This is a genomic window from Allobosea sp. LjRoot237, assembly GCF_964253285.1.
Taxonomy (GTDB): Bacteria; Pseudomonadota; Alphaproteobacteria; order Rhizobiales; family Beijerinckiaceae; genus Allobosea.
In genome coordinates this window covers 4,308,457-4,335,105 of sequence record NZ_CAXUQP020000001.1, presented here as the reverse complement: position 1 = coordinate 4,335,105, position 26,649 = coordinate 4,308,457, and the positions used below count along the sequence as shown (strand labels likewise).

General features: G+C 67.0%; 23 protein-coding genes. 11 read left to right on the top strand and 12 right to left on the bottom strand.

All coding sequences use genetic code 11. From position 1 onward, the window contains the following. Positions 1 to 6: 6 nt before the first annotated feature. Positions 7 to 561 (top strand): cytochrome b, encoded by a 555-nt coding sequence (locus ACSQ24_RS20985; RefSeq protein WP_436096551.1) that lies wholly within the window; start codon positions 7 to 9, stop codon positions 559 to 561. On the opposite strand, the gene ACSQ24_RS20980 is transcribed toward ACSQ24_RS20985, so the two are convergent. After that, positions 546 to 2,225 (bottom strand): thiamine pyrophosphate-binding protein, encoded by a 1,680-nt coding sequence (locus ACSQ24_RS20980; RefSeq protein WP_436096550.1) that lies wholly within the window; start codon positions 2,223 to 2,225, stop codon positions 546 to 548. The genes ACSQ24_RS20985 and ACSQ24_RS20980 overlap by 16 nt on opposite strands. Positions 2,226 to 2,278: 53 nt before the next feature. Here ACSQ24_RS20980 and ACSQ24_RS20975 point away from each other — a divergent pair, with 53 nt between their 5' ends. Together ACSQ24_RS20975 and ACSQ24_RS20970 are read left to right on the top strand one after the other, a co-directional pair. Next, on the top strand, positions 2,279 to 2,521 hold the full coding sequence (locus tag ACSQ24_RS20975; RefSeq protein ID WP_436096549.1) for a type II toxin-antitoxin system Phd/YefM family antitoxin: 243 nt from the start codon (positions 2,279 to 2,281) through the stop codon (positions 2,519 to 2,521). Then, positions 2,518 to 2,904, top strand: a complete 387-nt coding sequence (locus ACSQ24_RS20970) for a type II toxin-antitoxin system VapC family toxin (protein WP_436096548.1) — start codon at positions 2,518 to 2,520, stop codon at positions 2,902 to 2,904. The genes ACSQ24_RS20975 and ACSQ24_RS20970 overlap by 4 nt, the downstream gene beginning before the upstream one ends. A gap of 9 nt (positions 2,905 to 2,913) precedes the next feature. Here ACSQ24_RS20970 and ACSQ24_RS20965 read toward each other — a convergent pair whose 3' ends face one another. From ACSQ24_RS20965 to amaB, 3 genes are all read right to left on the bottom strand, one after another. Then, positions 2,914 to 4,092, bottom strand: a complete 1,179-nt coding sequence (locus tag ACSQ24_RS20965) for a CaiB/BaiF CoA transferase family protein (protein ID WP_436096547.1) — start codon at positions 4,090 to 4,092, stop codon at positions 2,914 to 2,916. Positions 4,093 to 4,301: 209 nt separating this feature from the next. Continuing rightward, positions 4,302 to 5,519, bottom strand: coding sequence for an acyl-CoA dehydrogenase (locus ACSQ24_RS20960; RefSeq protein WP_436096546.1), 1,218 nt, complete (start codon positions 5,517 to 5,519; stop codon positions 4,302 to 4,304). A gap of 127 nt (positions 5,520 to 5,646) precedes the next feature. Next, on the bottom strand, positions 5,647 to 7,167 hold the full coding sequence (amaB, locus tag ACSQ24_RS20955) for an L-piperidine-6-carboxylate dehydrogenase (RefSeq protein ID WP_436096545.1): 1,521 nt from the start codon (positions 7,165 to 7,167) through the stop codon (positions 5,647 to 5,649). A gap of 181 nt (positions 7,168 to 7,348) precedes the next feature. Between amaB and ACSQ24_RS20950 the strand changes: the two genes are divergently transcribed. From ACSQ24_RS20950 to ACSQ24_RS20940, 3 genes are all read left to right on the top strand, one after another. Then, positions 7,349 to 8,263 (top strand): LysR family transcriptional regulator, encoded by a 915-nt coding sequence (locus ACSQ24_RS20950; protein ID WP_436096544.1) that lies wholly within the window; start codon positions 7,349 to 7,351, stop codon positions 8,261 to 8,263. Between the two features lie 72 nt (positions 8,264 to 8,335). Beyond that, positions 8,336 to 9,556 carry an NAD(P)/FAD-dependent oxidoreductase gene (locus ACSQ24_RS20945; protein WP_436096543.1) on the top strand — a complete coding sequence of 407 codons (1,221 nt, stop codon included), beginning with the start codon at positions 8,336 to 8,338 and terminating at the stop codon, positions 9,554 to 9,556. A gap of 163 nt (positions 9,557 to 9,719) precedes the next feature. Further along, the gene (locus ACSQ24_RS20940) at positions 9,720 to 10,226 is read left to right on the top strand and encodes a DinB family protein (protein WP_436096542.1); all 507 of its coding nucleotides are present in this window, start codon (positions 9,720 to 9,722) and stop codon (positions 10,224 to 10,226) included. Between the two features lie 166 nt (positions 10,227 to 10,392). Here ACSQ24_RS20940 and ACSQ24_RS20935 read toward each other — a convergent pair whose 3' ends face one another. Further along, positions 10,393 to 10,929, bottom strand: coding sequence for a GNAT family acetyltransferase (locus tag ACSQ24_RS20935; protein WP_436096541.1), 537 nt, complete (start codon positions 10,927 to 10,929; stop codon positions 10,393 to 10,395). A 305-nt stretch (positions 10,930 to 11,234) separates the two neighbouring features. Between ACSQ24_RS20935 and ACSQ24_RS20930 the strand changes: the two genes are divergently transcribed. Together ACSQ24_RS20930 and ACSQ24_RS20925 are read left to right on the top strand one after the other, a co-directional pair. Beyond that, positions 11,235 to 11,867 (top strand): LysE family translocator, encoded by a 633-nt coding sequence (locus ACSQ24_RS20930; RefSeq protein WP_436096540.1) that lies wholly within the window; start codon positions 11,235 to 11,237, stop codon positions 11,865 to 11,867. A 115-nt stretch (positions 11,868 to 11,982) separates the two neighbouring features. Further along, complete coding sequence (locus ACSQ24_RS20925) at positions 11,983 to 13,173, top strand: pyridoxal-phosphate-dependent aminotransferase family protein (protein ID WP_436096539.1); 1,191 nt, start codon at positions 11,983 to 11,985, stop codon at positions 13,171 to 13,173. A 22-nt stretch (positions 13,174 to 13,195) separates the two neighbouring features. Here ACSQ24_RS20925 and ACSQ24_RS20920 read toward each other — a convergent pair whose 3' ends face one another. Further along, on the bottom strand, positions 13,196 to 14,662 hold the full coding sequence (locus tag ACSQ24_RS20920) for a methyl-accepting chemotaxis protein (RefSeq protein ID WP_436096538.1): 1,467 nt from the start codon (positions 14,660 to 14,662) through the stop codon (positions 13,196 to 13,198). Between the two features lie 210 nt (positions 14,663 to 14,872). On the opposite strand from ACSQ24_RS20920, the gene ACSQ24_RS20915 reads away from it, so the two are divergent. After that, on the top strand, positions 14,873 to 16,081 hold the full coding sequence (locus ACSQ24_RS20915; protein WP_436096537.1) for a M20 family metallopeptidase: 1,209 nt from the start codon (positions 14,873 to 14,875) through the stop codon (positions 16,079 to 16,081). 264 nt (positions 16,082 to 16,345) lie between these two features. On the opposite strand, the gene clpB is transcribed toward ACSQ24_RS20915, so the two are convergent. After that, positions 16,346 to 18,967 (bottom strand): ATP-dependent chaperone ClpB, encoded by a 2,622-nt coding sequence (gene clpB, locus ACSQ24_RS20910; RefSeq protein WP_436096536.1) that lies wholly within the window; start codon positions 18,965 to 18,967, stop codon positions 16,346 to 16,348. A gap of 290 nt (positions 18,968 to 19,257) precedes the next feature. Here clpB and ACSQ24_RS20905 point away from each other — a divergent pair, with 290 nt between their 5' ends. Together ACSQ24_RS20905 and ACSQ24_RS20900 are read left to right on the top strand one after the other, a co-directional pair. Then, entirely contained in the window at positions 19,258 to 19,587 is a 330-nt protein-coding gene (locus tag ACSQ24_RS20905; RefSeq protein WP_436097938.1) for a DUF2293 domain-containing protein, read from the top strand. A 104-nt stretch (positions 19,588 to 19,691) separates the two neighbouring features. Then, positions 19,692 to 20,480 carry an MOSC domain-containing protein gene (locus tag ACSQ24_RS20900; RefSeq protein ID WP_436096535.1) on the top strand — a complete coding sequence of 263 codons (789 nt, stop codon included), beginning with the start codon at positions 19,692 to 19,694 and terminating at the stop codon, positions 20,478 to 20,480. Between the two features lie 56 nt (positions 20,481 to 20,536). Here ACSQ24_RS20900 and ACSQ24_RS20895 read toward each other — a convergent pair whose 3' ends face one another. The 5 genes from ACSQ24_RS20895 to ptsP all read right to left on the bottom strand — a co-directional run bounded on the left by ACSQ24_RS20895 (position 20,537) and on the right by ptsP (position 26,591). Continuing rightward, complete coding sequence (locus ACSQ24_RS20895) at positions 20,537 to 21,571, bottom strand: DUF4167 domain-containing protein (RefSeq protein ID WP_436096534.1); 1,035 nt, start codon at positions 21,569 to 21,571, stop codon at positions 20,537 to 20,539. 391 nt (positions 21,572 to 21,962) lie between these two features. After that, positions 21,963 to 22,781 (bottom strand): peptide chain release factor N(5)-glutamine methyltransferase, encoded by an 819-nt coding sequence (prmC, locus tag ACSQ24_RS20890; protein ID WP_436096533.1) that lies wholly within the window; start codon positions 22,779 to 22,781, stop codon positions 21,963 to 21,965. A 94-nt stretch (positions 22,782 to 22,875) separates the two neighbouring features. After that, on the bottom strand, positions 22,876 to 23,121 hold the full coding sequence (locus tag ACSQ24_RS20885) for a hypothetical protein (protein WP_436096532.1): 246 nt from the start codon (positions 23,119 to 23,121) through the stop codon (positions 22,876 to 22,878). 62 nt (positions 23,122 to 23,183) lie between these two features. After that, positions 23,184 to 24,269, bottom strand: a complete 1,086-nt coding sequence (prfA, locus tag ACSQ24_RS20880) for a peptide chain release factor 1 (protein WP_436096531.1) — start codon at positions 24,267 to 24,269, stop codon at positions 23,184 to 23,186. Between the two features lie 54 nt (positions 24,270 to 24,323). Then, positions 24,324 to 26,591: a phosphoenolpyruvate--protein phosphotransferase gene (gene ptsP / locus ACSQ24_RS20875; RefSeq protein ID WP_436096530.1), complete on the bottom strand. Its 2,268-nt coding sequence runs from the start codon at positions 26,589 to 26,591 to the stop codon at positions 24,324 to 24,326. Between the last annotated feature and the right edge of the window lie 58 nt (positions 26,592 to 26,649).

Below are 26,649 nucleotides of genomic sequence, written 5' to 3'. Positions count from 1 at the left end.
GTGGCGATGCGCCCGAGACGTTGGCATCTGCTGATCATTGTCCTGCACTGGCTGACGCTGGCGCTTATCCTCGTGCAGTTCGGGCTCGCACGGGTGATGCGCGACGAGGCGCGCGATCTCATCAGCCGCTTTCCACTCTACCAATGGCACAAATCCGTCGGGCTCACCGTTGCGGCCCTCGTCCTCCTGCGCCTCGTGCTGCGGCTGGCCTTGCCAGCGCCGAAGCCGGTCGTAATGCCGATCTGGCAGCGCCTCGCCGCAGGAAGCGTCCAGGCGGGGCTCTACCTTTGCCTGCTGGCGCTGCCGGTGACCGGCCTGCTGATGGTCTCGGCCGCGCCGATCCAGATTCCGACGCTGCTCTATGGCTGGATCGCCGTGCCGCATCCGATCGGCCCGGACAAGGCGGTCTACGTGGCGATGCTGGGCCTGCACGAGGCGCTCTTCGCGACGCTGGCCACGCTCGCCGCGATCCATGCCGGCGCGGCCCTGTTTCATCAGTTCGTGCTGAAGGACGGGCTGATGCGCCGGATCTGGTTTCGCCGTGATCAGCCCTTGCCCTGAGCCTCCAGCGCTTCCGCACGGATGGTCGAGAGCGACTTCGCCGGGGTGATCGCCTCGGGATCGAGCAGGCAGTGGATGATCGCCGGCTTGCCGCTGCTCAGCGCCCGCTCGAAGGCCGGTGCGAACTCTTCCGTGGTCTCGACCCGCTCGCCATGGCCGCCGAAGGCCTTGGCATAGGCGGCGAAGTCGGGGTTCTTCAGCGTCGTCGCCGAGACGCGGCCGGGATAGTGCTTTTCCTGGTGCATGCGGATGGTGCCGTACATGCCGTTGTCGACGACGATGACGATCACCGGCAGCTCGTATTGCACCGCCGTCGCGAAATCCTGGCCGTTCATCAGGAAGCAGCCATCGCCCGCAAAGGCGATCACCATTCTCTCAGGAAACAACCGCTTGGCGCCGATCGCCGCCGGCACGCCATAGCCCATCGAGCCCGAGGTCGGCGCGAGCTGCGTCGCGAATTTGGTGAAGCGGTGGAAGCGATGCACCCAGGTCGCGTAATTGCCGGCACCGTTGCATAGGATCGCATCGGCCGGGATGTTGCGGCGTAGCCAGGTCACCATCTCGCCAGGGTGGAACTTGCCCGGCACCGGCGCCGGCTGCTCGCTCCAGCCGAGATAGGACTCATGCGCCTCGGATGCGGCACCGGCCCACGGGATCACCTGCGGCGGGTGCACCGTTTCGAGCGCGGCGCAGAAGGCGGTCGGCGAGGCGTTGATCGCGAGCTCCGGCCGGTAGACGCGGCCGAGCTCTTCCGCATCTGGATGGACATGCACCAGCGGCCGGCCCGGATTGGGAATGCCGAACAGCTGGTAGGACTGGCTCGGCATCTCAGAGAGCCGCCCGCCGACCAAGAGGACGAGATCGCTGTCCTGGATGCGCTTCAGCAGCTTCGGATTGGGGCCGATGCCAAGATCGCCGGCGAAGTTCGGATGATCGGCCGGGAAGACCATCTGCCGGCGGAACGAGACCGCGACCGGCAGGTCGAAGCGCTCGGCGAAGCGCTGGAAGCGCTCGATCGCTTGCGGGTTCCAGCGCGAGCCGCCGAGGATCGCGATCGGCGCCTTCGCCGTCCAGAGCCGCTTCTGCAGGTCGATGGTCTGGAGCAGAGACGGGTGCGTCTCGGTGACCTGATAGGGCAGCGCATCCGGTACGTCGGCGAGGTCGGTCAGCACGTCCTCTGGCAGCGCGATCACCACCGGGCCGGGCCGGCCCGCCGTCGCGACATGGAACGCGCGGCTGATGATCTCGGGGATGCGGGCGGCATCGTCGATCTCGGTCGCCCATTTCGTCATGGTGCCGAAGACGGCGCGGTAGTCCAGCTCCTGGAAGGCCTCGCGCTCGCGCATGCCGCGCTCGATCTGGCCGACGAACAGGATCATCGGCGTCGAGTCCTGGTCGGCGATATGGATGCCCGGCGAGGCGTTGGTCGCGCCCGGACCGCGCGTCACGAAGCAGATGCCGGGCTTGCCGGTCAGCTTGCCGGCGGCCTCCGCCATCATTGCCGCGCCGCCCTCGGCCCGGCAGATGGTGACCTTCATATCGGCGTCATGCAGCGCGTCGAGCACGGCAAGATAGCTCTCGCCCGGCACGCAGAAGGCGTCGGTCGCGCCATGGATCAGGAGTTGGTCGACGAGGATCTGCCCGCCGGTGCGAGGTCCGGTCATTGAAACATCCGTCCTAATTAGCTAAGTTGGTCAGGTTGAACGAGGAGACGGCGATGACGCGCGTCACCATCCATGAAGCCAAGACAAATCTCTCGCGCCTGATCGAGCAAGTCGAGAAGGGCGGCGAGGTCGTGATCTCGCGCCGCGACAAGCCGGTGGCGCGGCTGGTGCCGATCGAAGCGGTGCGACCCGAGCGCAAGCCAGGGCGATTCAAGGGCCAGTTCACCATTGGGCCGGAGTTCTTCGAGCCGCTGCCGGAGGAGGAATTGCGACTCTGGGAGGGCCATGGCGATTGAGGCTGCTGCTCGATACCTCGACCTTGCTTTGGTTCTGGCTCGGAGGCCGGACATTGAGCAGGTCGGTCATGGATGCGATCACCGATCGCAATCACCAGGTTTACGTCAGTCCGATCTCGGCGATGGAGATCGCGACAAAGCATCGGGTCGGAAAACTGCCCGGGGTTGAAAACGTCCTCGCGACATTCGACGAGGCGCTGCAAGCGGACGGATTTCAGTCGCTTCCGCTTCTGAATACGCACGCTCGCCTGGCAGGCTCCATTCCCGGCGAACATCGCGATCCTTTCGATCGCCTGCTGGCGGCGCAGGCGATCACCGAGGGACTGCTCCTGGTTTCCTCCGACACCGCCTTCGACACGCTCGGCGCCCGCCGTCTCTGGTGAGCCGGCCATTCAGCCGCCTCCGCCCCAGGCCGGGTCGTTCAGGATCTCGTCTTCGTGCTCGCCGAGGCGTGGGCTCGGCCGGCTCGCGACCTGCCTGACACCGTCGAGCACGATCGGCGAGGCGATCGTCGGGATCGCGCCGGCCTTGGCTGCCGGGCTCGGCAGGTCGACGCGCACGCCGCGCGCCTTGACCTGCGGGTCGGCGAAGACCTCCTCGATCGTATTGATCGGGCCGGCTGGTACGCCGACCGCCTCCAGCTTCGCCAGCAGATCGAGCTTGGGAACGCGGCTGGTCAGCGCATTGAGGCGCGCCGTCAGGGCGACGCGGTTGGCGACGCGCGAGCGGTTGTCGATATAGTCGGGCTCGCTGGCGAAGCCGGCATCGCCGACGACCTCGCAGAGCTTGCGCCATTGCCCGTCATTGCCGGTGGCGATGATGATGTGTCCGTCCGCCACCGGGAAGACGTCGTAGGGCACGATGTTGGGATGGGCGTTGCCGAGGCGCTGCGGCGCCTTGCCGGAGGTGAGGTAGTTCATCGCCTGGTTGCCGAGCACGGCGACCTGCGCATCGAGCAGCGCCATGTCGAGCGTCGCGCCTTGGCCGGTCTGATCGCGCTGGCGCAGCGCGGCGAGGATGCCGGTCGTGGCGTAGAGGCCGGTATAGATGTCAGCGACGGCATAGCCTGCCTTCATCGGCGCGCCATCAGGCTCGCCGGTGACCGACATCGGCCCGCCCATGCCCTGGACGAGGAAATCGTAGCCGGCGCGCGGCGCGTAGGGGCCATCCTGGCCAAAGCCGGTGACCGAGCAGTAGATCAGCCGCGGATAGGCCTTGCGCATAGAGGCTGCGTCGAGCCCGTATTTGACGAGCCCGCCGACCTTGAAGTTCTCGATCACCACATCGGCATGGGCGGCAAGGTTATGCACCAGCACCTGGCCTTCCGTCGTGCGGAAATCGGCCGTGATCGAGCGCTTGCCGCGATTGGCCGAATGGAAATAGGCGGCCGAGAGATGCTCGTCGCCGACGCCCTCGACGAAGGGCGGGCCCCATTTGCGGGTGTCGTCGCCCTCCGGCGCCTCGACCTTGACGACATCGGCGCCGAGATCGGCAAGGAGCTGCCCGATCCACGGGCCTGCGAGGATGCGCGCCAGTTCGAGGACACGCAGGCCGGCGAGGGGAGGGGTCATGACGCGCTCTTTCCCTCCCCCCGCTTGCGGTGGGGAGGGTTAGGGTGGGGGGCCGGAAAGCAAGGCGCTACGTTGCCGAATTGGTGGGTTCCGGACGAGCGAGTGGCCGCGTCACCCAGTCGCGCGGCCCCCCACCCGACCCTCCCCATCGCAAGCGGGGGGAGGGCAGAGCCCTCATCGGCGATCACTGCAGCCATGACGGGCGAAGCTCAGAAGAACGCCTGCAGCCCGGTGACGGCCCGGCCCAAAATCAGCGCGTGGACGTCGTGCGTGCCCTCATAGGTGTTGACCGTCTCGAGGTTCGCGGCATGGCGCATGACATGATACTCGATCGAGATGCCGTTGCCGCCGTGCATGTCGCGGGCTTGGCGGGCGATGTCGAGCGCCTTGCCGCAATTGTTGCGCTTGACGAGGCTGATCATCTCCGGCGCCATCTTGCCTTCGTCGAGCAGACGGCCGACCCGCAATGAGCCCTGCAGGCCGAGCGTGATCTCGGTGACCATGTCGGCGAGCTTCTTCTGGAAGAGCTGCGTCTGGGCGAGGGGCTTGTTGAACTGCTTGCGGTCGAGCCCGTATTGGCGGGCGCGGTGGAAGCAATCCTCGGCGGCGCCCATCGCACCCCAGGAGATGCCGTAGCGGGCGCGGTTGAGGCAGCCGAACGGGCCCTTCAGCCCCGAGACGTTCGGCAAGAGGTTCTCTTCCGGCACGATCACGCCGTCCATCACCACCTCGCCGGTGATCGAGGCGCGTAACGAGAGCTTGCCGCCGATCTTCGGGGCGGACAGGCCCTTCATGCCCTTTTCGAGGATGAAGCCGCGGATCTGGTTGTCATGCGCGGCGGACTTGGCCCAGATGACGAAGACGTCGGCGATCGGCGAGTTCGAGATCCACATCTTCGATCCCGTCAGCTTGTAGCCGTCGGCGACCTTCTCGGCCCGGGTCTTCATGCCGCCGGGGTCGGAGCCGGCATCCGGCTCGGTCAGGCCGAAGCAGCCGACCCATTCGCCCGAGGCGAGCTTGGGCAGGTATTTCTTGCGCTGGTTCTCGTCGCCATAGGCGTAGATCGGGTACATCACCAGCGAGGACTGCACCGACATCATCGAGCGGTAGCCGGAGTCGATGCGCTCGACCTCGCGGGCAACCAGCCCGTAGGAGACGTAGTTGGCGCCGGCGCAGCCATACTCTTCGGGAACCGTCACGCCGAGCAGGCCGAGCTCGCCCATTTCGTTGAAGATGCCGCGCTCGGTCTTCTCCTCGAGATAGGCGTCCGCCACGCGCGGCATCAGCTTCTCCTGCGCATAGTCGCGCGCCGTGTCGCGGATCAGGCGCTCGTCCTCGTTGAGCTGGTCGTCGAGCAGGAAGGGGTCCTGCCAGTTGAACTCCGCCAGCTTGTGGCTCTGGGCGGTCTTGCGCGCGGCTTCGGCCATGATCTCAACTCCCCGTTTGGTCTGATCGTCATGGTCGGGCTTGGCCCGACCATCTCGGAAACCAGCTGGCTGGTCACGAGATTCTCGGGTCTGCGCTTCGCTTCGCCCGAGAATGACGGCTTATCGATCACGCATCCACATCGAAGCTGACGCCCTGCGCCAGCGGCAAGGTGATGCCGTAGTTCAGCGTATTCGTGGCGCGGCGCATATAGGCCTTCCAGGCGTCCGAGCCGGCCTCGCGGCCGCCGCCGGTCTCCTTCTCGCCACCGAAGGCCCCGCCGATCTCGGCGCCTGACGGGCCGATATTGACGTTGGCGATGCCGCAATCCGAGCCCTCGCCGGAGACGAAGGTCTCGGCCTCGCGCATGTCGAGGGTGAAGATCGAGGAGGACAGGCCGGCGCCGACCGCATTCTGCAGGGAGATCGCCTCAGCTAGCGTCTTGTACTTCATGACGTAGAGGATCGGCGCGAAGGTCTCGCGCTCGACCGGGCCGCACTGCCTGGGCATCTCGACCAGCGCCGGGCGGACGTAGAAGCCGCCTGCGCCGACATCGACCTTTTCGCCGCCATGGACCTTGCCGCCTTCGGCCTTTGCCTCGGACAGCGCCTTCTGCATGCCGTGATAGGCGGCCTCGTCGACCAGCGGGCCGACCAGCACGCCGGCCTCGCGCGGGTCGCCGATCTTCACGGACCCGTAGACCTTGGCGAGCTTCGGCACGAGCGTGTCGTAGACGCTCTCATGCACGATCAGGCGGCGCAGCGTGGTGCAGCGCTGGCCGGCGGTGCCCATCGCGGCGAAGGCGATGCCGCGCAAGGCGAGATCGAGATCGGCCGAGGGCGCGACGATCGCGGCATTGTTGCCGCCGAGCTCGAGGATGGCGCGGGCGAAGCGGGCGGCGAGCTTCTGGCCGACTTCCTTGCCCATCCGGGTCGAACCGGTGGCGGAGAGGATGGGAACGCGATGGTCCTGCACCAGGATGTCACCGATCTCGCGGCCACCGATCAGGATTTCCGACAGGCCGATCGGCGCCTCGGGGCCGAAGCGCTTCATCGTCTTCAGGGTGATCGCCTGTACGGCGATGCCGGTCAGCGGGGTCTTCTCCGATGGCTTCCAGACGACGCTGTCGCCGCAGACGAAGGCGAGTGCCGCGTTCCACGACCAGACTGCGACCGGGAAATTGAAAGCCGAGATCACGCCGCAGACGCCGAGCGGGTGCCAGGTCTCCATCATCCGGTGGTTCGGCCGCTCGGTGGCGATGGTGAGCCCGTAGAGCTGGCGCGACAGGCCGACGGCGAAGTCGCAGATGTCGATCATCTCCTGGACCTCGCCGAGGCCCTCGGAGGTGACCTTGCCGGCTTCGAGCGTGACCAGCAGGCCGAGATCGTCCTTGGCGGCACGCAGTTCCTCGCCGAGCAGGCGGACGAACTCGCCCCGCCGCGGCGCCGGAACCTTGCGCCAGGCGAGGAAGGCGGCCTGCGCCCGGCCGATCGCGGCCTCGGCTTCCGCCGGAGAAGTCTCGCGCAGCGTCGCGACCGTCTCGCCGGTGATCGGCGAGGAGGCCGAGAGGCCGGCGCTGGCATAGGCGCTCTCGGAGACGCCGAGGCGTTTCAGCAGGGCAAGAGCGTCTTTCGGGAGGGAGGTCGTCATCGTTCGCTTATGCTCCTGCCGCCATCGGGCCATCGCGCAGCATCAGCAACGCAAATGAACCCGGATGCCGGTCCATCCAGGGATGGCGGCTTGCCGGAAGCCTGCCAGTTCGGCTGCACAATGCCCTCTTCCGGTTACTCTCCGCAATCGATATGTTCTCACGACTTGATGATATGAGGTCATGAACTTGGAGATCGTTCCCGGCCGCCTCTCTGTGCCCTCGCTCTCGGCGCTCGCCGCCTTCGAGGCGGCGGCGCGCCATGGCAGCTTCACCCGCGCGGCCGAGGAACTCAACCTGACGCAAGGCGCCGTCAGCCGCCAGATCGCGCTGCTCGAGCAGAATCTCGGCCTGAAGTTGTTCGAGCGGGTGAAGAAGCGCGTCAGCCTGACGCCGGCCGGCGGCGCCTATGCAGCCGAGGTGCGCGATGGGCTCTCGCGGCTCGCCGCCGCGACGCTCTCCGCCATGGCCTTTCGCGGTGGCGCTGGCCTGCTCCATCTCGCCATCCTGCCGACCTTCGGCACGCGCTGGCTGATCCCGCGCCTGCCGCGCTTCACCGAGGCGCATCCCGGCGTCACCATCAATTTCTCGACCAAGCTGGTGCCCTTCGATTTCGCCCATGACGAGGCCGACGCCGCCATCCATTTCGGCCATCCGGTCTGGCCCGGCACGCGCCTGCATCGGCTGATGGGCGAGGAGGTCGTGCCGGTCGCGGCGCCGGCGCTGGTGGCGCGCGCTGGCATCCGCGAGGCGGCTGATCTCCTGCGCCAGCCCTTGCTGCAGCAATCGACCCGTCCGCGCGCCTGGGCCAACTGGCTGGAGCAGCAGGGCCTGCCGCCGGAGCGGGCGCTGATGGGCCCGCGTTTCGAGCAGTTCGCCATGGTGGCGCAGGCGGCGGTGGCGGGCCTCGGCGTCGCCATCGTGCCGCGCTTCCTGATCGAGGAGGAATTGCGCTCAGGCGCGCTGGTCATTCCGGTCGATCGGCCGGTGCGCGGCCCTGAGGGCTATTACCTCGTCTACCCCGAGGCCAAGGCGAGCCTGCCGGCGGTGATCGCTTTCCGCGACTGGCTGCTCGGCGAATGCGGAGAGACGAGCTAGCCTCTCGACAAGCGCCGATTGAGGCGTCATTCATGCGCTGAGATCACGAACCACCGCTCGCGCAGGTCACTCATGTCTTCCGCTACAGGCTCGGCCGACATCGTCATCGTGGGGGGCGCGGCGATCGGCTCCTCCGTCGCCTATCACCTCGCCAGCGACCCTGGCTTCAAGGGCAAGGTCGTCGTCGTCGAGAAGGACCCGACCTATCGGCTCTCGGCTTCCGCACTCTCGGCCGCCTCGATCCGCCAGCAGTTCTCCAGTGCGGTGAACATCCGCGTCTCGCTCTTCGGCATCGATTTTCTGCGCAATATCGGCCAGCACCTTGCAGTCGATGGCGAGGTGCCGTCGATCGATCTGCACGAGGGCGGCTATCTCTATGTCGCCGGCGACGAGGGGCATAAGATTCTCGAGCAGAATCAAGGCCTTCAGCAGCAGGAAGGCGCCGATGTCGCGCTTTATGCTGCAGAAATGCTGCGCAGCAAATTCAGCTGGCTAAATACCTCCGACCTCATTTGTGGCACCTATGGCGTCAGCGGCGAAGGCTGGTTCGACGGCTGGGCCTTGCTGCAGGCCTTCCGCAAGAAGGCGCGCTCGCTCGGCGTCGAATATCGCCAGGGCGAGGTCGTCGGCTACGTGGTCGAGGGCGGCCGGGTCACCGGCGTCGAGCTGGCCGATGGCAGCCGCATCGCCTGCGCCGCCGCGGTCAACGCCTCCGGCACGCATGGCGCCAGGCTCGCCGCCACCGCCGGCGTCGACATCCCGGTCAGGTCGATGAAGCGCTATGTCTATAGCTTCACCTGCAAGGGCGAGGTCGAGAACTGCCCGCTGCTGATCGACACCTCCGGCGCCTATGTTCGCCCCGAAGGCAAGCGCGGCAATGACGGTCAGATGTTCATCTGCGGCTCGTCCCCGCCGGCCGAGCTCGACCGCGAATGGATCGAGACCGACGCTGATGTCGAAGACGTCGACTGGTCCTTTTTCGAGGAATATGTCTGGGCGCCGCTCGCCCATCGCGTCCCCGCCTTCGAAGCGATCAAGCCCGGCCGCGCCTGGGCCGGCCCCTATGACATGAACGGCCTCGACGGCAACGCCATCCTCGGGCCGGCAGTCGGCGTACCGAACCTCTACCTCGCCAACGGCTTTTCCGGTCACGGCCTGCAGCAATCCCCTGCGGTCGGCCGCGGTCTCGCCGAACACATCGTCAACGGCCGCTACCTGTCGCTCGATCTGGCCGATCTCGGCCATGAGCGCATCACCGCGGGCCGGCCGCTGAGGGAAGCCAACATCATCTGATATCAATTACAGCCCTCATCCTGAGGAGCGATCGCAGATCGCGTCTCGAAGGATGCTTCAGATGGTTCCGGAGCCTCGGCGATCATCCTTCGAGACGCCGCTGCGCGGCTCCTCAGGATGAGGGCTGTTGGGCAGACTGAGCCGGGAGCTGGAGAGAAATGCCATGATCGACAAAGCCTTCGTTGCGACCATGGCGCGCTACAATGCCTGGCAGAATGAGAATCTCTACGGCGCGGCCGCGAGCTTGAGCGATGAGGCGCGGCGGCAGGATCGCGGCGCCTTCTTCGGCTCGATCCATGGCACCTTCTGCCATCTCCTCTGGGCCGACCGGATGTGGCTCTCTCGTTTTGCCGGTACGCCGAAGCCGTCCGTCCCCGGCAGCGAATCCTCCAGGATGATCGAGGCCTGGGAGGAGCTCGTCGCCGAGCGGCAGGTCACCGACGCGCTGATCGGCGACTGGGCGGCGGGTCTTTCGCCGGACTGGCTTGCCGGCGATCTGACCTGGGTCTCCGGCGTCTCCCGCCGCGAGCTGACCAAGCCGAAAGCCCAGCTCGTCATGCACTTCTTCAACCACCAGACCCACCATCGCGGCCAGGTCCACGCCATGCTGACGGCCGCCGGCGTCAAGCCCGGCGACACCGACCTGATGCTGGTGGAAGCGCGAGGGTAGCGCGGGGAACCCCTCTCCTGGAAGGAGAGGGGCAGGGGTGAGGTGTTCGGACTGAAAACGTTGGCCTGAACCCAACCGCGCGGTCAGGCCTCGCGGCACTGGTCACAGGGCCTACCCCTCACCCTGCCCTCTCCCTCCGGGAGAGGGTTCCCCGCGCGTCACTGGTTTATTGGGTTGCCTTTTTAGCCCCGGCGGTCTTCGGCACCCGCGGAGCAGCCAGTGGCTTCTCTTCCTCACTCCCTTTGTCCTCGACATCGTCGGGGATCGCTGCCGTCGCATGCTGGCTCAGCTTCTGGAACAGGCCGAGCCCGACCAGTGCTGCGACCGCGACCAGCATCAGCAGGGCCGGGAACAGGATGTCGGCCGGCTTGTCGCGCGCCGCCTTGGTAATCAGCACCAGCGATTCCAGGCTGAGCGCGACGATGATGATGGTCATGAACTTGGTCAGCGATCCCCGCGCCTCCGCCGGCCGCCGCAGTTCCCGGTCGGCGATGACCTCCTCCTCGAACAGGAACTTGCCGACATCGGCGACGGCGACCGCGATGATCACCAGCCCGATGCCGTCGAGCATGGTGTCGAGCGCGCCTTCCCCGGTCCAGAAGCCGGTGAAGGTGCGCGAGACTGCGACCGCCATCAGCAGGACTGCGGCCAGCAGCAGGACACCGGCGATGGCGGAATAGAGCAGGCGACTGAACAAGGTCATGGTGCGTCTCCCCCCGAAATCGTGCGCCATGAAACCCGGCAGGCGGCTACTCGTTCCCGCCAGCTCCTGTCAGGACCCGCCGAGCTTGGGATGGCGGCGATGCGGCGGCTGCATGAGCTGCGTCTTGCGGTCGTTTCGCCGGCAATGCCATGGTCCTGCACCTAGAGCCGGAAGATTTCAGATGGAATCGCTTTGCGCTTCCATCTGAAATCTGAATCCGTCTCTCATCAAAAAGTTAGAGCAGGATTCTTGCGAAAAACCGGTTTCCACTTTTTCGCATCCTGCTCTAGCCGCCGGAGCGCGCCATGATCGACACGACCAATCTGATCGCCTTCATCCTGCTCGCGTTCGGCATGGTGCTGACGCCCGGGCCGAACATGATCTACCTGATCTCGCGTTCGATCTCGCAGGGGCCGGGCTCCGGGCTGATCTCGCTCGGCGGCATCGCGCTCGGCTTCGTCTTCTACGTCGTCTGCGCCGCCTTCGGCATCACCGCGCTGCTCTTTGCCGTGCCTTTCGCCTATGACGCGCTGCGGCTGGCCGGCGCCGCCTATCTGCTCTGGCTCGCCTGGCAGGCGGTTCGGCCTGGCGCCAGCTCGCCCTTCCATGTCCGCGCGCTCAAGCATGACGGGCCACGCAAGCTCTTCGCGATGGGTTTTCTCACCAGCCTGCTCAATCCGAAGATCGCGATGTTCTATCTGGCACTGCTGCCGCAGTTCATCGACCCTGCCGCCGGCAGCGTGCTGGCGCAGTCGATCATCCTCGGCTTCATCCAGATCATCGTGTCCGTCAGCGTCAACACGCTGATCACCTTCGCCGCGGGCGGCATCGCCATCTTCCTGCGCACGCGTCCGTTCTGGGCGCTGGTGCAGCGCTGGCTGATGGCCACGATGCTTGCGGGCTTTGCCGTGCGCATGGCGGCCGAAGCACGCCGTTAGACCCGGCAGTACCGCTGTATCGCGGCGCCGGTTTGCACCACCGGTAAGGATTGTGCATAGCGCCAGCCGGTTGCGGCGGGGCTGGTCACGTCGCAGCGCAAGGCAGGAGCTTTCCATGAGTGTCGCCAATGGCCGGGCCCTGCTCGCGATGCCGGGTCCGACCAATGTTCCCGATCGTGTGCTGCAGGCGATGATCCGGCCTGCCGAGGAGCTCTCCTCGAAGACGATCGTCGATCTGACCGAGACCCTGCTGGGCGATCTCAAGGCGATCTTCCGCACGACCGGCGAAACCTTCATCTATGCCGCCAACGGCCATGGCGGCTGGGAAGCGGCGCTCACCAATGTCATCGCGCGCGGCGACAAGATCCTGGTGCTCGCCAGCGGCCGCTTCGCAGTCGGCTGGGGCGAGACCGCAAGGTTCATGGGCGCCGAGGTCGAGGTGCTCGCCGGCTCCTGGCGCGCGGCGGTCGATCCGGCTGCCGTCGAGGAGCGCCTGCGCCGGGACACGGACCATGAGATCAAGGCCGTCCTGACCGTCCAGGTCGACACCGCCTCGGGCGTGGTCAACGATATCCCGGCAATCCGCCGCGCCATCGACGCTGCCGGCCACCCGGCGCTTTACATGGTCGATGGTGTCGCCTCGATCGGCTGCATGCCGTTCGAAATGGATGCCTGGGGCGTCGATGTCGCGATGTCGGCCTCGCAGAAGGGCCTGATGACGCCGCCCGGCCTCGCCTTCGTCGCCGCGAACGGGAAGGCCCTGCAAGCGCATCAGCGCGCGACGATGCGCACGCCCTATTGGGATTGGACCGCGCGCCTGAACCCGCTGCTCTACATGAAGCATTGCGGCACGCCGCCCGAGCATCTGATGTTCGGCCTGCGCGCCGCCCTCGACATGATCTTCGCTGAGGGCCTCGACGCCGTATGGCTGCGCCACGCCTTGCTGGCTTCGGCGACCCATGCTGCCATGTCGAAATGGGCCGAGGGCCAGGTGCTGAGCTACAATGTCGTCGAGCAGTCCCAGCGGGCGCCCTCGGTCACCACGATCCTCGTCGACGGCGACCCGGCTGCGATCACCGATTACGCACAGCAGGTCTGCGGCGTGACGCTCGGCATCGCCATCGGTGATCTCTCCGGCAAGGCTTTCCGCATCGCTCATATGGGCCATGTCAACGCGCCGATGGTGCTGGGCAGCTTGGGCGCGGTCGAGATGGCTCTGCAGGCGAAGGGCATCCCGCATGGCAGCGGCGGTGTCGCGGCTGCGATCGCCTATCTCGGGACCCACGCGCGCGAAGTGGCTGCGTAGGCAGATCGTCGGGATACCCGTCTCAGCCGGCCGAGACGCGCTGCAGGAACTGATGCACTGCCGCCTCGAGCTCCTCGGCCTGGCCTTCCAACGCCGTGGTCGAGGCGAGCACCGCGCTCGCGACCTCATGGGTCTGGTTGGCCGAGCCGCGGATGTTGTTGGTGTTCTGCGCCAGATATTCGGTGCCGGTCGCGACCTCGGCGATGCTGCGGCTGATGACATGGGTCATCTGCCCCTGCTCTTCCAGCGCTCCTGCGATCGAGAGCGTCCGCTCATCCATGTCGGCCATGCCGGCGGTCAGCCTGGCGATGGTCTCGACCACGCCGGCCGTGGCCTGCTTGATCTCGCCGATCTGCCCGGCAATGTCCTGCGTCGCGATCGCGGTCTGGTGCGACAGGCTCTTCACTTCGGCGGCGACGACGGCGAAGCCCTTGCCGGCATCCCCGGCGCGGGCGGCCTCGATCGTCGCGTTGAGCGCCAGGAGATTGGTCTGCTCGGCGATGCCGCGGATCAGGGTGACGATGCCGTCGATGCGCTGGACCGCCTGATCGAGCAGGCTCACCGAACTGGCCGTTGTCCGAGCGTTGCCGTTCATGTCGGCGACCAGCGCCTGGGTGGTGGCGAGCTGGCGGTCGATCGCCGTGATCGCGGTCGAGAGCTGCTCGGTCGCGGTGGCGACGTCAGAGACGTTGCGCGAGGATTCCTCCGAGGTCGAGGCCACGGCGGTGACTTCGCTATTGGCGATGTTGGCGATCTCGTTCAGGGCGGCAGCGCGCCCTTTCAGGCCGCGGATATTGTCCAGAACCGTGTCGAGCGTGGCGAGGAACTGGGTGTTGAAGCCAGCGACGATGTTCTTCGTCGCCTTGCGGCGAGCCGCCTCGCGCTCCATGTCGCGCAGTTGCGCCTGATGCAGTTCCTCGGCCTGGGCCGTGGCGTCCTCGCGCGCCTGTGCCGCCATGTCGCCCGCCGCTGCGAGCGTCCTGGCCTGCTGCCGCGTGATCCAGAGCAGCAAGCCCAATTGGATGACGATACAGGCGAGGAACAGTGCCTCGTCATGCAGGGAGAGATTGGTGCCGGACAGGAGCATCCGAAGCAGGGGGGCATGGCCGAGTGCCAGGATGGTGGTGGCGACGAGCGGCTGCCAGGCGCACCAGCCGGCAGAGAGCGTCAGCATGATCAGCAGCACCGCGTCGCTCGCCTCATGCCAGCTCGGGCCCTTGAGCGCGAAGGTGAAGGCGAGGGCGCTGCCGGCGGCGCCCACGGACAGGATGATCTGCGTTGCCACGCCCGTCGGATCGCGCCGCCAGGCCAGGGTCGCGAGCGCTGCCAGCCCGACCGTGAGCAGCAAAGGCGGCAACGGCTCGACGCTGCCGGCTGCGAGCGAGGCCAGCATCGCCGCCGGTGCGAAAAGCCAGAGCAGCAGGATCAAGGCTCCACCGACGCGCAGCCGCAGCTGCGTCAGATAGATCTCGGCGGAATCTGTGTGCATGCGGGCGGTGGCCTGTGAGCGCGCGATCCGAGGATGGCTGCTGGCAAGCCTATTCCCCTTGGATAGTCTGCCCTCTCTCACTGAATTTTCGCTTAACCAGCCGCGTGCGCCCGGCCGCGCCGGAGGTCTGCCGGGCTTGCGCGCTCGTCCTATCGGCGCCGGAAAGGCTTGGCTAAGCTCGCGGCAGTTCTAGCAGCCGGAAGCCCGATCATGACCGACACGACACAGGAAGAAGCCCGCATCCTTGCCTGGCTCGGCGAGCGCAAGCAGGCGATGATCGATCTGCTGCGCGAGATGGTCGACACCGATTCAGGCTCCTACGACAAGGCGGGCGTCGACCGGGCCGGCCAGGTCCTGGCGCGCTTCCATGAAGCGAACGGGCTCTCCGTCGAGATCGTGCCCGATGCCCGCTATGGCGACGCGGTCAAGGCGCACCTGCCCAACCCGACCGCCAACGACCAGCGACCGGTCCTGCTGCTCGGCCATCGCGACACCGTCTTCCCCGAGGGCGAGCCGACGCGCCGCCCCTTCACCATCCGGGACGGGCGCGCTTATGGGCCGGGCGTCGCAGACATGAAGGCGGGGCTCGTCATCGAAGCTTTCGTCGCCGCCGCCTTCGCCGCCAATGGCGGCCTGAAGGCACCGCTGATGATGCTGACCACCAGCGACGAGGAGATCGCGTCGCCGTCCTCGCGCCCGGTGATCGAGGCCGCGGCGCGCGAGTGCCGCTGCGTCTTCAACGCCGAGCCGAGCAGGCTGCCGACGGGTACGGATTACGGCCGGGATCACAAGCAGTCGATCACATCAGGCCGCAAGGGCGGCGTCTTCATGCGCGCCGAGTTCGTCGGCAAGGCCGCCCACTCCGGCGCGAATTACGAGAAGGGCGTCTCGGCGATCGTCGATCTCGGCCACAAGATCCCGCGTTTGCAGGGGCTGACCGATCTTCAGGCCGGCGTCACCGTCAATGTCGGGCTGATCGGCGGCGGCCAGACCGTCAACACGGTGGCGCCATCGGCCTGGTGCGAGATCGATCTGCGCTACAAGACACCGGCGCAGCGCGCGGAACTGGTCGAGGCGATCCGTACGATCGTCGAGACGCCGGTGGTCGAAGGCACCTCGGCCAGGCTGATCATCAAGGGCGAGTTCTACCCGCTGGAGCAGACGCCGGATTCACTGCTGCTCTACGACACCTATCGCGAGGCGGCGGCTGGCCTGGGTATCGCGGTGACGGCGGAATACACCGGCGGCTGCGCCGATTCCGGCTTCACCGCGGCGCAGGGCTGTCCGACCCTGTGCAGCGTCGGCCCGATCGGCGGCATGGCCCATACGCCCGACGAGTTCCTCGAGGTCGAGAGCATCGTGCCCGCGGCGCAGACCTTGGCGCTGGCGGTGATGCGGACCGCGGCACGGATGGAGTGAACAAGCGACATCGCCGCGTCAAGTAGAGCGCGGGGAACCCCTCCCCCTTGTGGGGAGGGGCAGGGGTAGGGGTCGCAAAGCCGGAACAACCGGCAGGAGCTGGGGGTGCTTCCGCTGCTGCCAGCCCCATTTCCTGCTGGCAATCACCAAGCGGCACCACCCCCATCCCCAACCCTTCCCCACAAGGGGAAGGGAGGAGCCCAGGCGATCGGCCTTGCGCAGGGGAAACCATCCGGGAGAACGGATTCCGCGCGCTTGATTGGCTCAGTTCAGCGCAACCCCGGCCGGCCGGCTCTCGCTCGCGGCGGGAAACTCGCCAAGCATCAGCCCGGCCGGGCCCACGGTGAGCGGCACGCTCTCGCCGTCGCGGATCGTGCCGGCGAGCAGCAGCTCGGCCAGCGGATCCTGTACCGATTTCTGGATCACGCGCTTCAGCGGGCGCGCGCCATAGGCCGGGTCGTAGCCCTTCTCCGCCAGCCAGTCGCGCGCCTCCTCCGAGAGATCGAGCGCGATCTTGCGGTCGATCAGCAACTTGCCGAGCCGCGCCATCTGGATGTCGACGATCGCGCCCATGTCCGCGCGCCGCAGGCGGTGGAACAGGATGATGTCGTCGATCCGGTTGAGGAACTCCGGCCGGAAGGCGTGGCGCACCACGCCCATCACCTCGTCGCGCACGGCGTCGCTGTCCTGTCCCTCGGGCTGGTTGACCAGATACTCCGAACCGAGGTTCGAGGTCATGATGATCAGCACGTTGCGGAAGTCGACCGTGCGACCCTGGCCGTCGGTCAGGCGCCCGTCGTCGAGCACCTGCAGCAGGACGTTGAACACGTCCGGATGCGCCTTTTCGACCTCGTCGAACAGCACGACCTGATAGGGCCGGCGCCGGACGGCTTCGGTCAGCGCGCCGCCTTCCTCATAGCCGACATAGCCGGGAGGAGCGCCGATCAGCCGGCTGACCGAGTGCTTCTCCATGTATTCCGACATGTCGAGCCGGACCATCGCCGTGTCGTCGTCGAACAGGAACGACGCCAGCGCCTTGGTCAGCTCGGTCTTGCCGACGCCGGTGGGGCCGAGGAACATGAACGAGCCGATCGGCCGGTTCGGGTCCTGCAGGCCGGCACGCGCCCGCCTGACCGCCTTGGAGACGGCCTCGACCGCTTCGGCCTGGCCGACGACGCGGTTGGAGAGGCTCTGCTCCATATGCAGCAGCTTCTCCTTCTCGCCTTCCAGCATCCTGTCGACGGGCACGCCGGTCCAGCGGCTGACGACCTGCGCGACATGGTCCGGCGTCACCGCCTCCTCGACCATGCCGGGCGCATCGCCCCTGGCCTCGATCTCGGCGAGCTGCTTCTCGAGCTGCGGGATCTCGCCATAGGCGAGCTCGCCGGCGCGCTGGTACTCGCCCTTGCGCTGCGCCTGGGCGAGCTCGTTGCGGGCATTGTCGAGCCTGGTCTTGATCTCCGCCGCCTGGCCGAGCTTGTCCTTCTCGGCTTTCCAGGTCGCGGTGATCACGGCAGAGCGCGCCTCGAGCTCGGCAAGCTCGGATTCGAGCCGCTTCAGCCGTTCCTTCGAGCCGGCATCGCTTTCCTTCTTCAGCGCCTCCTGCTCGATCTTCAGCCTGACGATCTCGCGGTCGATCGAATCGAGCTCCTCAGGCTTGGAATCGACCTGCATGCGCAGCCGTGCCGACGCCTCGTCGACGAGGTCGATCGCCTTGTCGGGCAGGAAGCGGTCGGTGATGTAGCGGTTCGACAGCGTCGCGGCCGAGACCAAAGCCGAGTCGGTGATGCGCACACGGTGGTGCTGCTCGTACTTTTCCTTGAGGCCGCGCAGGATCGAGATCGTGTCCTCGACCGTCGGCTCGTCGACGAAGACGGGCTGGAAACGCCGCGCCAGCGCCGCATCCTTCTCGACGTATTTCCGGTACTCGTCGAGCGTGGTCGCGCCGACGCAGTGCAGCTCGCCACGGGACAAGGCGGGCTTCAGCAGGTTCGAGGCGTCCATCGCGCCGTCGGTCTTGCCGGCGCCGACCAAGGTGTGCATCTCGTCGATGAACAGGATGACCCCGCCCGCCGCGGCCGAGACCTCGGAGAGCACGGCCTTCAGCCGCTCCTCGAACTCGCCGCGATATTTCGCGCCGGCGATCAGCGAGCCCATGTCGAGGGCGAGCAATTCCTTGTCCTTCAGACTCTCGGGCACGTCGCCATTGACGATGCGCAGCGCGAGGCCTTCGGCGATCGCAGTCTTGCCGACGCCGGGCTCACCGATCAGCACGGGATTGTTCTTGGTACGCCGGCTCAGCACCTGGATGGTGCGGCGGATTTCCTCGTCGCGGCCGATCACCGGGTCGAGCTTGCCGTCGCGGGCCGCGGCGGTGAGATCGCGTGCGTACTTCTTCAGCGCGTCATAGCCTTGCTCCGCGGAGGCCGAGTCGGCGGTGCGGCCCTTGCGGATCGCCTCGATCGCAGTGTTGAGGCCCTGCGGCGTGACGCCGGCCTTGGCCAGGATCTTGCCGGCCTCATTGTCCTTCTCGATCGCCAGCGCGAGCAGCAGCCGCTCGACCGTGACGAACGAGTCGCCGGCCTTGTCGGCAGCCTTCTCGGCCGTGTCGAACACACGCGCCAGCGCGGGGGTCAGGTGCAGGCTGTTGGCGCCCGCGCCGCTCACCTTGGGGAGCTTGGCGAGCGCGGCGTCGACCTGCTGCTTGGCCTGCCGCGACTGTCCGCCGGCCCGGTCGATCAGCCCGGAAGCCATGCCCTCGCTATCGTCGAGCAGTGCCTTCAGCAGATGCTCCGGCGTGAACTGCTGATGGCCTTCGCGCATCGCGATCGTCTGCGCTGCCTGCAGGAAACCCTTCGCCCGGTCCGTATATTTCTCGATGTTCATTCAGTTGCCTCCGCCCGCCGGTCACGCCCCGAAGCGACGGAGCCGGCTGCCTTTCATGGGATAGGGCCCCCTCGAGCCCGTCCCGATCGGCTTGCTTCGCAAGTCGATCGGGACGGGCTCGATCTTTAGATGGGAGACGGATTCACCGATCAGGCTGAGTCAGCCTGATCGGATCCGGCTCCCGCGGGCAGCCCTTCGTCCAAGAAGATAGTGTTGCTTTCGCGCAACGGAAGGGGGATGGCGCTGCTTTCGCATTGACCTTCACCGCCGGCCTCGCCCAGCCTGCAGCAATGGTCGGCACCAAACGGCAACAGGCGATTCGCAAGGCGCTGCGGGCTCTCGCGCCCGGCATTCCGCTGCTCGATGCCGAGGCGGTGCTGGCGCTCGCCGGCCGGGCCCAGATGAAATCGCTGCCGCCGTCGACCGCGCTCTGGCTCGCGCTCGGCAGCCATATCCGGCACAGCCACACCGACTACGACAGCCTGCTCGCCGAGGGCTATGAGCGCGATGCGGCCCGCTTCTTCGTCGTCGACGCCATCGACGATGTGCTCTCGAGCTGGGGCTGCCAGCGCTCGATTGCCGAGGAGGACGTGGAGGAGGGCGCAGAGCAGCCGCATTGATCGGATCGATGCAATCCTTTCATCGACCATCGAGTGCGCCACTGTAGCGTCTTGGCGCTCGGCATGGCAGGTTCCGGCGCCTCGCAATCGGAAGGGCAGAGCCTATGCGTATCGCTTCGCTGTATCGCTATCCGGTCAAGGGATTGTCGCCGGAGCGGCTGAGCCAGGCCGAACTGCCGACCGATGGCTATTTCCCCGGCGACCGACTCTTCGCCATCGAGAATGGCCCCTCCGGCTTCGATCCGGCCGAGCCGGTGCATCAGCCGAAGATCAAATACCTGATGCTGATGCGCAATGAAGCGCTGGCGCGCCTGCACACCCGCTATGACGATGGCAGCGGCGATCTCGTCATCGGCCATGACGGTGCGGAGACAAGGATCGCGACCGGCGCGGCGGCGGGCCAGGAACGGCTCGGCGCCTTCTTCAAGGCCTTCATGCCGGAGGAATTGCGCGGCGAGCCACGCCTGCTCGCGGCGCCCGAAGGCTATCGTTTCACCGATTCGCGCTCGGGCTTCGTCTCGATCATCAACCTCGCCAGCGTCGCCGATCTCGAGGCTCGGCTCGGCGTGCCGGTCGATCCGCTGCGCTTCCGCGGCAACATCATGGTCGAGGATCTGCCGGCCTGGGCCGAGCTCGATCTGGTGGGGCGTGAGCTCGCCGCGCCGTCCGGCCTGCGGCTCTCGGTGATCAAGCGGATCGAGCGCTGCGCCGCGACCAATGTCGACCCGGCGACGGGAATTCGCGACCTGCAGATTCCGAAGGCGCTGATGCAGGGCTATGGCCATGTCGATTGCGGCATCTATTGCAGGATCATCGCCGGTGGTGCGCTGGCCGAGGGCGAGTGCCTGACCCTGGTCGAGGCCAGCGAGCCGGCAGCGCTCGGCGTCGCCTGAAAAGAAAGAGGGCCCTTTCGGGCCCTCTCTAAACGATCCTGTTGTCCCTTGGAGGATTACTCCGCCGGGGGCTCGCCACCGTCGCCGCCGAGCGCGTCCATCACCTCTCGCGGCGAACGCCGCCGGGGCGCCCGGCGCTTCGGCTTCTCACCGGCCTCAGGCGCACCCTCCGCTGCTTCCACCGGAGCGGCTGCGGCTGCGGCAACTGGAGCCTCCGGCTCAGCGATCGAGATCGGCACGCGGGTCGGCGTGGTCAGGAAGGCCGGCAGCCCCGCCGGGACGTCCTGCTCTTCATTGTTGTTGCTAGCCCGGGCCTCGTCACGGTCACGGCGCGAAGGACGCTCGCCGCGTGGAGGGCGGTCCGGGCGCTCGGAGCGTTCCGGACGCTCGAAGCGACGCTGCTCGATCGGCGGCTGGACCGGCGCGATGTCAGGCTGTTCCGCACCGGGCTGGGCCTCGGGACGCGGAGCATAGGACGGCTGGCCGTTCTGGCCCTCGGGCCGGTCGAAGCGGCGCTCGCCCCGGTCCTGCCGCTCGCCGCGATCAGGGCGGTCATTGCGATCATTCCGGTCGAAGCGGCGCTGGCCGTTCCGATCGAAATTGCGATCGTTGCGATTCGGCCGGTCGAAGCGCTGGCCGTTGTTCTGGCCGCCTTCAACATCCTCGCCTTCCTGGCGCTGGCCGCCATGGCCGTTCACGCCGTTGCCGTTGTGCTGGCGCTCGCCCTGCTGCTGGCCGCCCTGGAAGTTGACGTCCTCTTCGCCCTCTTCCTCACCATCGTCAGCGTCTTCGACGAAGGCGCGGTTCGGCTGGAAGCTGTGGCCGAACTGCTGCGTCATCTGCTCCTGGGCAGCGAGCAGGATGCGATAATAGTGCTCGGCGTGCTGGAAATAGTTCTCCGCCGCGACTGGATCGCTGGAGGACTGTGCATCACGAGCAAGCTGGAGATACTTCTCCGCCACATTTTGCGCCGTACCCCTGACCTTGACGTCCGGGCCGTTCGACTCGTAGCTGCGCTGCAGCGGGTTGGGTGACTTACGGTTGCCGTTGTTGCTGTTGTTATTGTTGCTGTTGTTGCTACGGCCGCGCATGCGCCGGTTCTGACCTGGTCTCATTCGCGTCTGTCTCGCGTTCCGTTCATTCAAAGCAACCTTGAGGTCGTCATGCGCGTCGTGACGCGCGGCGGGTTGCGACGCCGTGCGTAAGAAATCCGACCTGAAAGGGCTCTGAGCCGATATGGGTCTTCACGCGCTCTTTCCAATGGAGCCTACCGGCTCCCCCTCCGAACGGCTGTCTCGCGCATTCGGAGTCTCGGTCTCGCTATGTCAGTAACGTCGATTCTGGCAGTGATCCGAGGGCTTGGTCTGCTCTACAGGGCCCAGCCAACGATCATATGCTGTCGACACTGTCTTCAAGACCATGCGTGCATAACTGGTTTTGCGGCTGCTTCCAAGCAAATTCGCGCAACTTGCTGTGCACGGTTCACGATCGATGCCCGAAGACAAGGGCACGAATATGGCCGCCGAGATCGCGGCGGGAGTGAAGATGGCGCAAGCCCGCCTGCTCCATCAGCGCGACGACAGCCGCCTCCTGTCCGGCTCCGATCTCCAGGATGGCATGGCCGCCGGAATTCAGATGGCCCGGCAGCGCGGCGGCGAGCGCGCGATAGGCGGTGAGCCCGTCGAGCCCGCCGTCGAGAGCGAGGTGCGGATCGTGCTCGCGCACGTTCCTGTCGAGCTCGGCGATCTCGTCGCTGGCGATATAGGGCGGATTCGACAGGACGAGATCGAAGCGCTCCTCCACCCCGTCGGTCCAGTCGCCCTGACGGAAAGCGGCGCGCTCGGCGACGCCGTTGCGGGCGGCATTCGCCGATGCGGTCGCGACCGCATCGGCCGAGAGGTCGATGCCGAGCCCGGTCGCCTGCGGAAACTCGCGCAGCGTTGCGATCAACAAGCAGCCTGTGCCGGTGCCGAGGTCAAGCACGCGCAGTGGCTCGTGCCGGCGAGCGGCAAGATGGATGAGCGCCGCCTCGATCAGGGTTTCGCTGTCCGGCCGCGGTTCCAGCGTTCCCTGTGAAAGCGTGAAGGTCAGCCCCCAGAACTCGCGTGCCCCGATGACGCGCCACAGAGGTTCGCCGGCAAGGCGTCGCGCGAGCGCATCATTCAGCCGCGCGGAGGCTGCTTCATCAATTGGATCGCTGTCGCCGGCGAGATCCTCGACCAGGATGCGGGCCTCAAAGGTGAAATCGCCGATACCGGCGCGCTTCAGCGCCAGCGCAATGGCCTTGCGGACAGCAGACACAGCTTCGCCCGTTGCCGGAGAAGCAACGGGCGCGATGTCATTTGGTATTTTGTCCGTGCCGGTCAAGCGCGTCCTTGGTCCGGCGCCTGGCCGGTCATCTGCCCTGCATGCCTTCCCGGATGCAGTCGTTGATCTTGATCCGCAGCGCGGATTTGCTCTCCCTAGCCCCGCGATACTGGCGCTGGCAATCGCGCCGTGCCTGCGATTCGGTCTTCGCACCTTGAAGCGTCGCCGGCTGGCCGCTGAGGATCTTCTTGGCGGTCCGCTCCTGCGCGCCTGCGGATGCCGGCACGAAGGCGACGGCGGCGGCGAGGGCAATGGCGCTGAACAGAACTTTCATCTCTCTATCCTCCCCATGAGAACGGTCAGGTGCGTCCAGAACGCGCGAGAGCGGTGAAGGTTTCACACGCGGCCTTGCTCGGCGAGAAGTTCGGCCTGGCGCTGCGCCGTCAGCGCATCGATGACCTCGTCGAGCACGAGCCCCTGCATCATCTCGTCGAGCTTGTAGAGGGTCAGATTGATGCGGTGATCGGTGATCCGCCCCTGCGGGAAGTTGTAGGTGCGGATACGCTCCGAGCGGTCGCCGGAGCCGACTTGCGAGCGTCGGTCGGCCGAGCGCTCGGCATCGGCGCGGCTGCGCTCCATGTCATAGAGCTTGGCCCGCATCAGGTCGTAGGCGCGCGCCTTGTTCTTGTGCTGCGAGCGCTCGTCCTGCACCAGAACGACGATGCCGGTCGGGATATGGGTGAGGCGCACGGCCGACTCGGTCTTGTTGACGTGCTGGCCACCGGCGCCCTGAGCCCGCATCGTATCGATGCGCAGGTCCTTGTCGTCGAGCGTGACGTCGACCTCGCCGGCGAGCGGCAGCATGGCGACGGTTGCCGCCGAGGTATGGATACGTCCGCTCGTCTCGGTGTCCGGGACGCGCTGCACCCGGTGCACGCCGGATTCGTATTTGAGCCTTGCATAGACGCCCTTGCCGGAGATTTCGGCGATGACCTCCTTGAAGCCGCCCATCGTGCCCTCGCTCTCCGTGAGGACATCGACGCTCCAGCCTTTGCCGGCGGCGTAGCGCTGATACATCCGCAGCAGGTCGCCGGCGAAGAGCGAGGCCTCGTCGCCGCCGGTGCCGGCGCGGATTTCGAGGATGACGCCGCGCTCGTCGGCAGCATCCTTCGGCAAGAGCGCGATCAGGATCTCGCGGGCCCGCGCCTCGATCTCGGCCCTGGAGGCATCGCGCTCCTCATAGGCGAGGTCGCGCATCTCGGCGTCGGTCGATGGATCGTCGATCAGCGCGAGCGCCTCCTCCAGCCCGGCCTGCGCCTTGCGCCAGGCTGCGATCGCCGCGACCACCGGGTCGAGCTCGGCGATCTCCTTCGACAGTTCGACGACGCGGACCGCCTCGGTCGCATGGTTGATGGCGTCGCTCGCCGCGGCATGGCGGGCGACGATCGAGTCGAGGCGGTCTTGCGGGAGCTGGAGCGACATGATGCGGGAACAATCTGAACGGAACTGAGGCGGGTGCAGGCGAGGGGTGTCCCGCTAGACCGGCACTTTCATCTCGGTGGCGAGGGCTGAGAGCAAGGGACGCAGGCTGGCGGCGCCGTCGGAGGAGCCGAGCCAGGCGTCGAGGCGCTGGCGGGCCTTGCCGGCATCGAGCGCGCGCAGCATCGCTTTCACCGGGCCGACCGAGGCGGCCGACATCGAGAACGAGCGGTAGCCGAGCGCGATCAGGGCCAGCGTCTCGATCGGCTTGCCGCCCATCTCGCCGCAGACGGTGACGGGGCAATCCGCCTTCCCGGCCTCGTCGACGATGCTGCGCAGCGCCCGCAGGCCCGCCGCGCTCAAGGGGTCGAAGCGTTCGGAGACGCGCTTGTTCTCGCGATCGGCCGCGAACAGGAACTGCATCAGGTCGTTGGTGCCGATCGACAGGAAATCGGCCTCGCGCGCGATCTCCGGCAACTCGAACAGCAGCGAGGGGACCTCGACCATGACGCCGAGCTTCAGGCTCGTCGGTCCATGTCGGCCATCGCGCTCCAGCATGGCGAGCTCGCGTCGCACCAAGAGGCGCGCCCGCAGGAACTCGTTCACCGTCGCGATCATCGGCAGCATGATCTTCATGTCGCAGCCGGCGCCGGCGCGCAGCAGCGCCCGGACCTGGCCGCGCAGCAGCCGTGGCCGGTCGAGGCCGATGCGGATCGCGCGCCAGCCCAGCGCCGGGTTCTCCTCCTCGAGCCGCTCCATATAGGGCAGCACCTTGTCGCCGCCGATGTCGAGCGTGCGGAAGGTCACCGGCCGGCCGTTCGCGGTCTTGAGCACGGCGCCATAGAGCGCCTGCTGCTCGGCCGTGGTCGGCATGTGCTGCGCCACCATGAACTGCAGCTCGGTGCGGAAGAGGCCGACGCCCGAGGCGTTGGTCTCGTCGAGATTGGCCATGTCGACGAGGAGGCCGGCATTGATCTGCAGCTGGATCTCGACGCCGTCCTTGGTCACCGAGGCCTGCGTCTTGAGCTTGCGGTATTGCTCCTGCTTGCGGGCGCGCAGGCGCGCCTTGTCCTTGTAGGCGTTCTCGACATCCGGCTGCGGCCGGATCTGCACCTCGCCGGCCTGGCCATCGACGATGACGGCGTCGCCGGCCTGGATCAGCGCTGTCGCATTGGCGATCTCGCCGACGGCCGGAATGCCCAGCGCCCGTGCCACGATGGCGATATGGCTGGTCGGACCGCCTTCCTCGAGCACGACGCCGCGCAGGTGCCTGCGATCGTAGTCGAGCAATGCCGCCGGCCCCATCGAGCGCGCGATCAGGATCGCGTTCTCGGGCAGGTCTTCGCGGGTGACGCCGTTCGACTTGCCGACCAGCGTGCGCAGCAGCCGATTGGCGAGGTCGTCGAGGTCGTGCAGGCGCTCGCGCAGATAAGGATCGGTCTGGCGCAGCATCTTCGCGCGGGTGTCCGACTGCACGCGCTCGACTGCGGCCTCGGCGGTGAGGCCGGTCATCACCACCTCGCGCATGCGCCTGAGCCAGCCCTGGTCGTGCGCGAACATGCGGAAGGTCTCGAGCACGTCGCGGTGCTCGCCGGTATGGGCGACGTCGCCGCGCTCGATCAGTTCGTCGATGGCGAGCCGCATCGTCGCGATCGCCGCTTCCAGCCGCTGCACCTCGCGGCCCGGATCCTCGGCGATCAGGTTGGTGATCGCGACGCGCGGTTCGTGCAGCACGGCATGGCCGAGGCCGACGCCGTCGGCGAGTGTGGTGCCGATGCTGTGGATCGGCCGGTCGAGACCGATGGTCGCGCCGGGCTTCGACAGCGCCTTGAGGCCGCCGGCGGCGATCATCTCGGCCATGATCATGGCCGTGGTCTGCAGCGACTCGACCTCGTCCTCGCTGTAGAGCCGCGAGGCGCGGTTCTGCACCACGAGCACGCCCATCACCGCGCCGCCGCGCAGGATCGGCACGCCGAGGAAGGAGCGATAGATCTCTTCGCCCGTCTCCGGCCGGTAGGAGAAGGCCGGGTGCGATTGTGCGTCCGAGAGCGCAATCGGCTCCGCCTCGCTGGCGATCAAGCCAACCAGGCCCTCGCCGGCGCGCATGGTTGTGAGGTGGACCGCCTCGCGGTTGAGGCCTTCGGTGGCGTAGAGTTCGAGCGAGCCGTCTTCGCGCAGGACATAGACCGAGCAGACCTCGGCCACGAGGTTGCCGGCGATCACGACGACGAGGCGGTCAAGCCGCTCCTGCGGACTGACCGGCGCCGCCATCACCTCGCGGAGACGGCGCAGCAGCACGCCCGATCCCCCGAGTGCGCCTCGCATCAAGAAAGCCCTCCGCCCGCCTCCTCGGCCGTTTCAGCCGAATACCCTCAGCAGACCT

What these genes read in the sequence shown, in the direction of transcription:
- ACSQ24_RS20940 (WP_436096542.1), top strand. Translation starts at nt 9,720, where the DNA reads ATGATCGACAAAGCCTTCGTTGCGACCATGGCGCGCTACAATGCCTGG.
- ACSQ24_RS20935 (WP_436096541.1), bottom strand. Translation starts at nt 10,929, where the DNA reads ATGACCTTGTTCAGTCGCCTGCTCTATTCCGCCATCGCCGGTGTCCTG.
- ACSQ24_RS20950 (WP_436096544.1), top strand. Translation starts at nt 7,349, where the DNA reads ATGAACTTGGAGATCGTTCCCGGCCGCCTCTCTGTGCCCTCGCTCTCG.
- prfA (WP_436096531.1), bottom strand. Translation starts at nt 24,269, where the DNA reads ATGTCGCTCCAGCTCCCGCAAGACCGCCTCGACTCGATCGTCGCCCGC.
- ACSQ24_RS20915 (WP_436096537.1), top strand. Translation starts at nt 14,873, where the DNA reads ATGACCGACACGACACAGGAAGAAGCCCGCATCCTTGCCTGGCTCGGC.
- ACSQ24_RS20945 (WP_436096543.1), top strand. Translation starts at nt 8,336, where the DNA reads ATGTCTTCCGCTACAGGCTCGGCCGACATCGTCATCGTGGGGGGCGCG.
- ACSQ24_RS20895 (WP_436096534.1), bottom strand. Translation starts at nt 21,571, where the DNA reads ATGCGCGGCCGTAGCAACAACAGCAACAATAACAACAGCAACAACGGC.
- clpB (WP_436096536.1), bottom strand. Translation starts at nt 18,967, where the DNA reads ATGAACATCGAGAAATATACGGACCGGGCGAAGGGTTTCCTGCAGGCA.
- ACSQ24_RS20925 (WP_436096539.1), top strand. Translation starts at nt 11,983, where the DNA reads ATGAGTGTCGCCAATGGCCGGGCCCTGCTCGCGATGCCGGGTCCGACC.
- ACSQ24_RS20900 (WP_436096535.1), top strand. Translation starts at nt 19,692, where the DNA reads ATGCGTATCGCTTCGCTGTATCGCTATCCGGTCAAGGGATTGTCGCCG.
- ACSQ24_RS20885 (WP_436096532.1), bottom strand. Translation starts at nt 23,121, where the DNA reads ATGAAAGTTCTGTTCAGCGCCATTGCCCTCGCCGCCGCCGTCGCCTTC.
- ptsP (WP_436096530.1), bottom strand. Translation starts at nt 26,591, where the DNA reads ATGCGAGGCGCACTCGGGGGATCGGGCGTGCTGCTGCGCCGTCTCCGC.
- amaB (WP_436096545.1), bottom strand. Translation starts at nt 7,167, where the DNA reads ATGACGACCTCCCTCCCGAAAGACGCTCTTGCCCTGCTGAAACGCCTC.
- ACSQ24_RS20965 (WP_436096547.1), bottom strand. Translation starts at nt 4,092, where the DNA reads ATGACCCCTCCCCTCGCCGGCCTGCGTGTCCTCGAACTGGCGCGCATC.
- ACSQ24_RS20985 (WP_436096551.1), top strand. Translation starts at nt 7, where the DNA reads ATGCGCCCGAGACGTTGGCATCTGCTGATCATTGTCCTGCACTGGCTG.
- ACSQ24_RS20905 (WP_436097938.1), top strand. Translation starts at nt 19,258, where the DNA reads ATGGTCGGCACCAAACGGCAACAGGCGATTCGCAAGGCGCTGCGGGCT.
- ACSQ24_RS20975 (WP_436096549.1), top strand. Translation starts at nt 2,279, where the DNA reads ATGACGCGCGTCACCATCCATGAAGCCAAGACAAATCTCTCGCGCCTG.
- ACSQ24_RS20980 (WP_436096550.1), bottom strand. Translation starts at nt 2,225, where the DNA reads ATGACCGGACCTCGCACCGGCGGGCAGATCCTCGTCGACCAACTCCTG.
- ACSQ24_RS20930 (WP_436096540.1), top strand. Translation starts at nt 11,235, where the DNA reads ATGATCGACACGACCAATCTGATCGCCTTCATCCTGCTCGCGTTCGGC.
- ACSQ24_RS20920 (WP_436096538.1), bottom strand. Translation starts at nt 14,662, where the DNA reads ATGCACACAGATTCCGCCGAGATCTATCTGACGCAGCTGCGGCTGCGC.
- ACSQ24_RS20960 (WP_436096546.1), bottom strand. Translation starts at nt 5,519, where the DNA reads ATGGCCGAAGCCGCGCGCAAGACCGCCCAGAGCCACAAGCTGGCGGAG.